This window comes from Flavobacterium sp. (genome assembly GCF_044357305.1).
In the GTDB taxonomy this organism is placed as follows: Bacteria; Bacteroidota; Bacteroidia; order Flavobacteriales; family Flavobacteriaceae; genus Flavobacterium.
Genome location: NZ_JBIKPS010000030.1, coordinates 21720 through 28167, shown reverse-complemented (window position 1 = coordinate 28167; position 6448 = coordinate 21720). Strand labels below are relative to the sequence as shown.

Genomic DNA, 6448 nt, shown 5'->3' with positions numbered 1-6448 from the left:
GATCTATTCTCACCCAGTAAAGTTTGAATAATAATCCGTTCATTTAAGGTTAATCGTCTGCGTAATTTTTCCATAATTCAACAAAGATAAAATTTATCATTTGTTGCATTAAGTTATTGAATTCGTCCAAAGTCGAAAAAATTTATTACAACGAAATGCACCAATCCTACTGGGACGACTCCAAATTCGGACAATCCTGCACAAGATTAATATGCAACAAAATGAAGGAACTAAACTATATTAATTAAAATATAATCAGTATGATAATAGGCAAAAAGAGAATACGTAATTTAGAACTGTACTGGCATCTAATAGAAGATAATAGTGAGTTTTGTATCGCTGTAAATGAATTAGAAAGATACAGAGAAAAACTAATTGATATTGGTTTTTCTCAAGATTTAGAATTAGGAGAAACTATTCTACCCAAAGTTATAGGACCCGTTTCTCGATTTAATGCTGAAGGTAGAAATGAAAGGCAAAAACATCTCCCTATGGAAACAGCATACAGACAAACTATATGGAAATGGAAAAAATTTATTGGTGGAGGTGAAGTTGAAGAAGAAGAAGGAATTAGAGATGTTCCATATCAATGTTATCCTATTAAATTCATAGCACCTCGAAGTCATGAATTAACAATTGCAGAAGTGGAAAATCAAAAAGTAATTATTTCATCAAGAATATTGAAATCTGAAGAAAATTCAATTAACGCTAGAGATATTTTTAATCTGTTTTTTGAAATATTTGGAGAATGTATGATGCTTAATAATAACCTAAGTATTGTAAAAATACCAGAAATACAAAGAAAAAATTGGTCAATTTTACCACCAGGAAAATACCCTTTTGAGAAATTAATAGAACGGGTAAATACTGATTTAGGAATCGTCCAAAATCGTAATCGAAAAGTCATAAATCATCGAGTCCAACAAATAAATGATGCTAATCCAAATTTCATAGCTTTTGGTAATGCAGGATTTACAGGATATTGGATTTTTGGATTCCCTAATATCAATACATATGTTTTAGAAAGTGTTTACCCTAACAATGCTACTTATATTTTAGCAAATGATTGGGAAGCGATTAGTAGATTGTCAAAATCCGAGATTTTAAGAAATGATTTACATTTAGCTAGAATAGAACATAGAATTAATTGGCCAAATGAAATAAATAGATTTTTAAGATAATACTAATATAAAGGACATAAATTTTGTTAGCTAAAAAAATAAAAATGGCAGACCGACAATACAATTCTCAATCAGTTCATGATAAAGTAATTTCTAAGACTAAAAATTTCATTAATCAAAATGATTATGATATTTATGAAAATCCTGGAGGATATAAAAATGCAGGTATTAATGATAATTACCCTGATATTATTTTGACTTTAAAGGGGACAACAACTGTTGAATTCATAATTGAAGTTGAAACATCTGATAGTATTAATCTTAATGAAGCTATAAACCAATGGAAAAAGTATTCAACTGAAATAAGAGCTACCTTTTACTTACTGGTTCCCTATAATTTTAAAAACATTGCTTCTAATTTGTGCAGACGAATAGGAATTAGTGCTAGAATGGGTACATATCAACAAGATGCTTTTGGAAATATAATTAATATAATTTTTGATTAAAATGGGAGAACTATTTTTGAAAATTATTCCCTATTTACTTGGTGGTTTTGGAGGAGCAACTTTAACTGTATTTTATAATCATAATAAAGGTAGAATTCAAAAAATGGATTGTCATTATATTGATGAGGACATAATGTCCAAATTACCTATTAGCATTCAAGAGGGTGTTATTCATAACAATATCTACACAAAACAGTTTGCAATTATCAATACTACAAATATTGATCATAAAGAATTTACAGTAATTTTTGAATTTGATGTAACTGCTAAAATTTTAAAACACAGCGATATTTCGAAAACTGGAGTAAACAAATTTAAGAAAAAACTTTTAAAGGAAAATGAATATTCAATAACAATTAAAAATTTTAATAGAAATGATAATGTCAAATTTATATTTGAGATTGCAAATATCACTAATAACTTTGTAAATGTAACGGAAGATGATTGTGTAGGATTTAAAATTTGCTTTAAGGATAAAAGAACCAATATTGAAAGATCAAAGTTAACTTTTGTAACAAAAGAAAAAATAAACTCAACAAATTGAAAAATTAAAAAAATCCAATTAAAACATAAAAATATGTCAAGATGTACAGCTCCAGTAAATGGACATAAAACTGCCAGTGGTGCAGCAAATTGTCCTGTTTGCAGATACAAATCTCGAGGATATGGTTCTTACTCTTATTCTCCTTCACACTATGACTCATATTCTTCATCAAAAAGTTCATCATCTTCTGGAAACTACAACGTCATCAAAGGAAGAACCCAAAAAGCAAATTGGTCAAAGTCAGGTTCAACAATCTATTACACTCCCATAGAAATTAAGGCATTAACTCCTATAAGGAAAATTGTTGAACAAAAAGCTGAAAAACATGACCTTAGAGATATTTTTCTTTGTCATGCATGGGATGATAGGAAAGAATCAGCTAAAGAATTACATGATTTACTTGAATCAAACGGAGTTTCAGTTTGGTTTAGTGAAAAAGATATACCTCTAGGAACATCTTTTCTTCGAGAAATTGACAAAGGATTAGTAAAGTCAAAAATCGGAATCGTTTTGGTCACTCCTGATTTTTTAAAAAGAATTCAAAATGAAGGTGTTGCTGACAAAGAATTATCTGCTTTGCTAGCAAGAGACCAACTTGTACCAATTATTCACAATATAACATATGAAGAATTACGTGATGTAAGTCCATTATTAGGTTCAAGGAATGGTTTAGACACTTGTGAAGATACAATGGAAAATATTGCTAAAAAACTAACAGAACTAATAACTATATAAAATCAAAAAAAGATTAAGTTATAACTTTAACGACACTAGATATCAAAGCTAAAGCAGGATTCCCATCGCGTGGCAACCAAACTAAAAACTATAATCAAATAATCAAATAATAAAATATATGACCACAAAAGCAATCAAAACAGGACCAAAAAGAATAGCAACTTCAACAGGAAAACTCGACAAACGTCAACGTGACAATAATGGAACCCCTGGAATACACAATCGTTAAAACCATCGAAATTTAAACCAAGAAAATAGAATAATAAACTACATCCATTAATTAAAAAAATTATAAATCATTGATATTATGAACAAGTTAACACCAATTTTATGATGACACAGGCTGAAATATTGGAAATTACTAAAAGGAGACCATCAGTACATGAATTGTACTACGGTTCTTTTATTCAAGAGCCAATTTTATTAAGTAAGAATTTATTTGCAATTCCGCTTAAGCCAATCGGATTTAACTCTCAATCTAATTATTTAGGACAGTATGCTTTAGAAATTGCAGATGCTCCTTTGGATGTAGATGGATTAAATAATTTAATTGCCCAAGGCTCAAATGCTTTACCAGTAGTTGCAATTGTGTATTTATTAGATATTGATGCACCACCTGAAGAATTAGAAGCTAATTCAAGAGAAAAGCTTAATCAAGCAAATAGAATTCTTAGTTGGGCATCAGGTGATAATATAACACCATTTGGAATATTAACTCTAAGATTGAATGAAAGCTTCTTTCGTTTGGTCATTCCTCACTCCAATTACAAAGTAAGATTAGGCTTCGGCAATACCGAACAAGATTTTCAAAACCAGATATCAAATTTAATAAAGGCTATTGAGGAAGATGAATATTTTAATTTTGGTATATCTATTTTCCAAGACGCTTTAAGAGAAGTAAATCCTAAATTTAAAATTGCAAGATTTTTTAGTTGTTTAGAGTGCTTTGCCTATAAAATAAAAAGTAAGAAAAGACCATCTCGAAAAGCAGTTAAATATTTATTAGGCTTAGAAGATGGAGCAGTTTCAGAAGTGCACATCAACGAAGTAAAATACAGATACGATGTAATAGAGATTGCTGGAAGGATAAGAGATAAACTATTTCATGGCGTGCAGTTTTCCCAAGATGATTTAATAGCTGAAGCTAAAAGTGTATTTGAATTATATGAAAAGTACCCTGATCAGATTGCCTCATCTATGCAGAGCTTTTGTGAAATGGAAATAGCAAGATGGTCAAATGGAACATCACAGGGATTAAAGAAGCCGCTTGATTAAAACCTATGCAAAACACTTTTTTGCCTAATGCTGGCAAATTTAGAGATTTTTCACATTTTACAACAATTATCTGAGGATTTAGCAAACAATATCGGGCTACAAACCCAGAACTAAACATAGCATCAATAAGTTAATGTGTGTTTTAAAGACAACTATGGAACAAAAATTTGACATATTAAAAGTAAAATCATCAGCAATAAAAATTGAGAAAATGATAAGAAACGAAGTTCCTACTAATCTACACAGTCAAGAAAACATAAAAAAATGGATTAAAAATAATTGGGGAGAAAGTAAATTTAAATTCAAAAAAATTATATAACTAACAATAAAAGAACATATTAAATTCAAAAAAACAAAAATAATGAACAAAATCATCACAATCATTGCCATCGCATTACTAACAACAACAGCAAATGCACAAGAAAAAAAATCAAAAACCTACAACCAATCCCGTAGTGCAGAAACAGGTCGATACGTTACAAAAAAAGAAACTAAAACCAACCCAAGTACTACCTACACTACAAAAAGAAGAAGATAAATTTCAAACTATTAATGCTACATAAAGTTATAGATATGTATAAGCTGGTGGCAACACTAGAGCTACACAGAACGTTGAAAAAAACCGAATATGAAGACACTATTATTTCTTTTAATTCCAATATTTACTTTCTCACAAGTAAAACTTCCTACTGCTCCACAACCTACACAATTTCAACATTACGGAAATCAAAACTTTGGAACGCCAACAAATATGCAACCGCCAAATCCAATGAATATTATTAACGGAACTGACGAACAAAAAAGAATACAACAACAAAACCAACAAATTATTCAAGAAGTTGAACGTAATCAACAACAAAGACTTGAAGCACAAAACCAATTAAGAAAAGACATCAATGAATTAAACTCAAATAATTTAATGAACTTTGACTTACCAAGTTTATCAAATAAAGTAGGAACAGAATGTTACCGACAAGTTTTTGACGAAATGCTAACGCTAAACATAGAAAACTATACTATAAAAGATGTAAACTTTAAAATTGAAAACGCTTATTTTGAAAACAAACTACAAAAAGAAGAGTTTGACAAAACCATAAAACAAATTGCTGAATTTATTCTTGCAAAAATGAAAGAGTTAAATTTTGATACAGAAAGTAATTCCGCCAAAAACTTTATGCTTTTTAAATACTTTACCGAAACAACACAAGCAACAGGTTTTAAAGAAAAACACTTTCCAATAAAATATGACTTTGAAGATTATTGGGGACTAATAAATTGGAGCAAAATGTTTGTAACCAAACTTTTAAAAACTAACACAGGGCAATGTCATTCTATGCCATTACTCTATCTAACACTCGCAGAACAAATTGGAGCAGTTGCCTACTTATCGCAATCGCCAAATCATTCTTACATTAAGTTTCAAGACGAAAAAGGAAAATGGTACAATCTTGAATTAACTAACGGAATGTTTACAGTTTCGTCATTCATTTTAAACATTGGTTTTATTCGTTCAGAAGCAATTCAAAATAATATTTATATGCAGAATATGACTAAAAAAGAATTGCTTTCGCAATTCTTTACCGATTTAGCATCGGGTTATATTCATAAATTTGGTTATGATGAATTTGTAGAAAAAGTAACAAATAAAGCACTCGAATTAAACCCAAAAAGTATTACTGCAAATATGAATAAAGCAAATCTAAATACGGAACACTTAAAATACGCTGTCAAACTATTAGGAATTGACCCAACAAATCAACAAAGCCGAGAAGAAATTTTAAACTTTCCAGAAGCGGCTGAGATTTTAAGAAATATGCACGAACAATATGCAGTAATAGATGATTTAGGTTTTCAACAGATGCCAGCCGAAGCATACGAAAAATGGTTAGGTTCGTTGCAAACCACAAAAAACAAACAAGACAATGAAAAAGAAAAAGAAGCGTTACAACGTTTAACCAAAGTATTAAACGAAGGCAAAAGAAAAATTGATTTAAAAAACAAACAATAATGACAAAATATAAATTCCTTCTAATACTATTTTTCTTTTCTAAATTTTGTGCGCTAGCACAAAATTTAGAAACACCAGAAAAAAACTTTGAACAAAGCTTCGCTTTGCTCAATAGCATGCTTGTCGATGAAAATAAGTATAGTTTCAAAAAAGCTGTTTTATCTGTTTAAAATGCATATTTAGATAATGAATTAGACACTATCTATTTAAACAAACAAATCAAGTCTTTAAATAGTTTATGTAATTCAATCATTAATGA

General features: G+C 29.5%; 9 protein-coding genes. All 9 read left to right on the top strand.

What is annotated here, in order from left to right; all coding sequences use genetic code 11:
- The first annotated feature begins 260 nt into the window (after positions 1–260).
- Positions 261–1181 (top strand): hypothetical protein, encoded by a 921-nt coding sequence (locus ACIQ2J_RS13590; RefSeq protein WP_396170786.1) that lies wholly within the window; start codon positions 261–263, stop codon positions 1179–1181.
- A 44-nt stretch (positions 1182–1225) separates the two neighbouring features.
- On the top strand, positions 1226–1627 hold the full coding sequence (locus ACIQ2J_RS13585) for a hypothetical protein (protein WP_396170784.1): 402 nt from the start codon (positions 1226–1228) through the stop codon (positions 1625–1627).
- A gap of 1 nt (position 1628) precedes the next feature.
- On the top strand, positions 1629–2171 hold the full coding sequence (locus ACIQ2J_RS13580; RefSeq protein ID WP_396170782.1) for a hypothetical protein: 543 nt from the start codon (positions 1629–1631) through the stop codon (positions 2169–2171).
- A gap of 33 nt (positions 2172–2204) precedes the next feature.
- Entirely contained in the window at positions 2205–2906 is a 702-nt protein-coding gene (locus ACIQ2J_RS13575) for a toll/interleukin-1 receptor domain-containing protein (RefSeq protein ID WP_396170779.1), read from the top strand.
- A 330-nt stretch (positions 2907–3236) separates the two neighbouring features.
- Positions 3237–4181 carry a hypothetical protein gene (locus tag ACIQ2J_RS13570; protein ID WP_396170776.1) on the top strand — a complete coding sequence of 315 codons (945 nt, stop codon included), beginning with the start codon at positions 3237–3239 and terminating at the stop codon, positions 4179–4181.
- Positions 4182–4335: 154 nt separating this feature from the next.
- On the top strand, positions 4336–4500 hold the full coding sequence (locus ACIQ2J_RS13565; RefSeq protein ID WP_396170774.1) for a hypothetical protein: 165 nt from the start codon (positions 4336–4338) through the stop codon (positions 4498–4500).
- Positions 4501–4542: 42 nt separating this feature from the next.
- Positions 4543–4719, top strand: a complete 177-nt coding sequence (locus tag ACIQ2J_RS13560; RefSeq protein WP_396170772.1) for a hypothetical protein — start codon at positions 4543–4545, stop codon at positions 4717–4719.
- A 90-nt stretch (positions 4720–4809) separates the two neighbouring features.
- Positions 4810–6189 carry a hypothetical protein gene (locus tag ACIQ2J_RS13555; protein ID WP_396170770.1) on the top strand — a complete coding sequence of 460 codons (1380 nt, stop codon included), beginning with the start codon at positions 4810–4812 and terminating at the stop codon, positions 6187–6189.
- Positions 6189–6359, top strand: coding sequence for a hypothetical protein (locus ACIQ2J_RS13550; protein ID WP_396170768.1), 171 nt, complete (start codon positions 6189–6191; stop codon positions 6357–6359). The genes ACIQ2J_RS13555 and ACIQ2J_RS13550 overlap by 1 nt, the downstream gene beginning before the upstream one ends.
- Positions 6360–6448: the final 89 nt, after the last annotated feature.

What these genes read in the sequence shown, in the direction of transcription:
- ACIQ2J_RS13590 (WP_396170786.1), top strand. Translation starts at nt 261, where the DNA reads ATGATAATAGGCAAAAAGAGAATACGTAATTTAGAACTGTACTGGCAT.
- ACIQ2J_RS13585 (WP_396170784.1), top strand. Translation starts at nt 1,226, where the DNA reads ATGGCAGACCGACAATACAATTCTCAATCAGTTCATGATAAAGTAATT.
- ACIQ2J_RS13580 (WP_396170782.1), top strand. Translation starts at nt 1,629, where the DNA reads ATGGGAGAACTATTTTTGAAAATTATTCCCTATTTACTTGGTGGTTTT.
- ACIQ2J_RS13575 (WP_396170779.1), top strand. Translation starts at nt 2,205, where the DNA reads ATGTCAAGATGTACAGCTCCAGTAAATGGACATAAAACTGCCAGTGGT.
- ACIQ2J_RS13570 (WP_396170776.1), top strand. Translation starts at nt 3,237, where the DNA reads ATGATGACACAGGCTGAAATATTGGAAATTACTAAAAGGAGACCATCA.
- ACIQ2J_RS13565 (WP_396170774.1), top strand. Translation starts at nt 4,336, where the DNA reads ATGGAACAAAAATTTGACATATTAAAAGTAAAATCATCAGCAATAAAA.
- ACIQ2J_RS13560 (WP_396170772.1), top strand. Translation starts at nt 4,543, where the DNA reads ATGAACAAAATCATCACAATCATTGCCATCGCATTACTAACAACAACA.
- ACIQ2J_RS13555 (WP_396170770.1), top strand. Translation starts at nt 4,810, where the DNA reads ATGAAGACACTATTATTTCTTTTAATTCCAATATTTACTTTCTCACAA.
- ACIQ2J_RS13550 (WP_396170768.1), top strand. Translation starts at nt 6,189, where the DNA reads ATGACAAAATATAAATTCCTTCTAATACTATTTTTCTTTTCTAAATTT.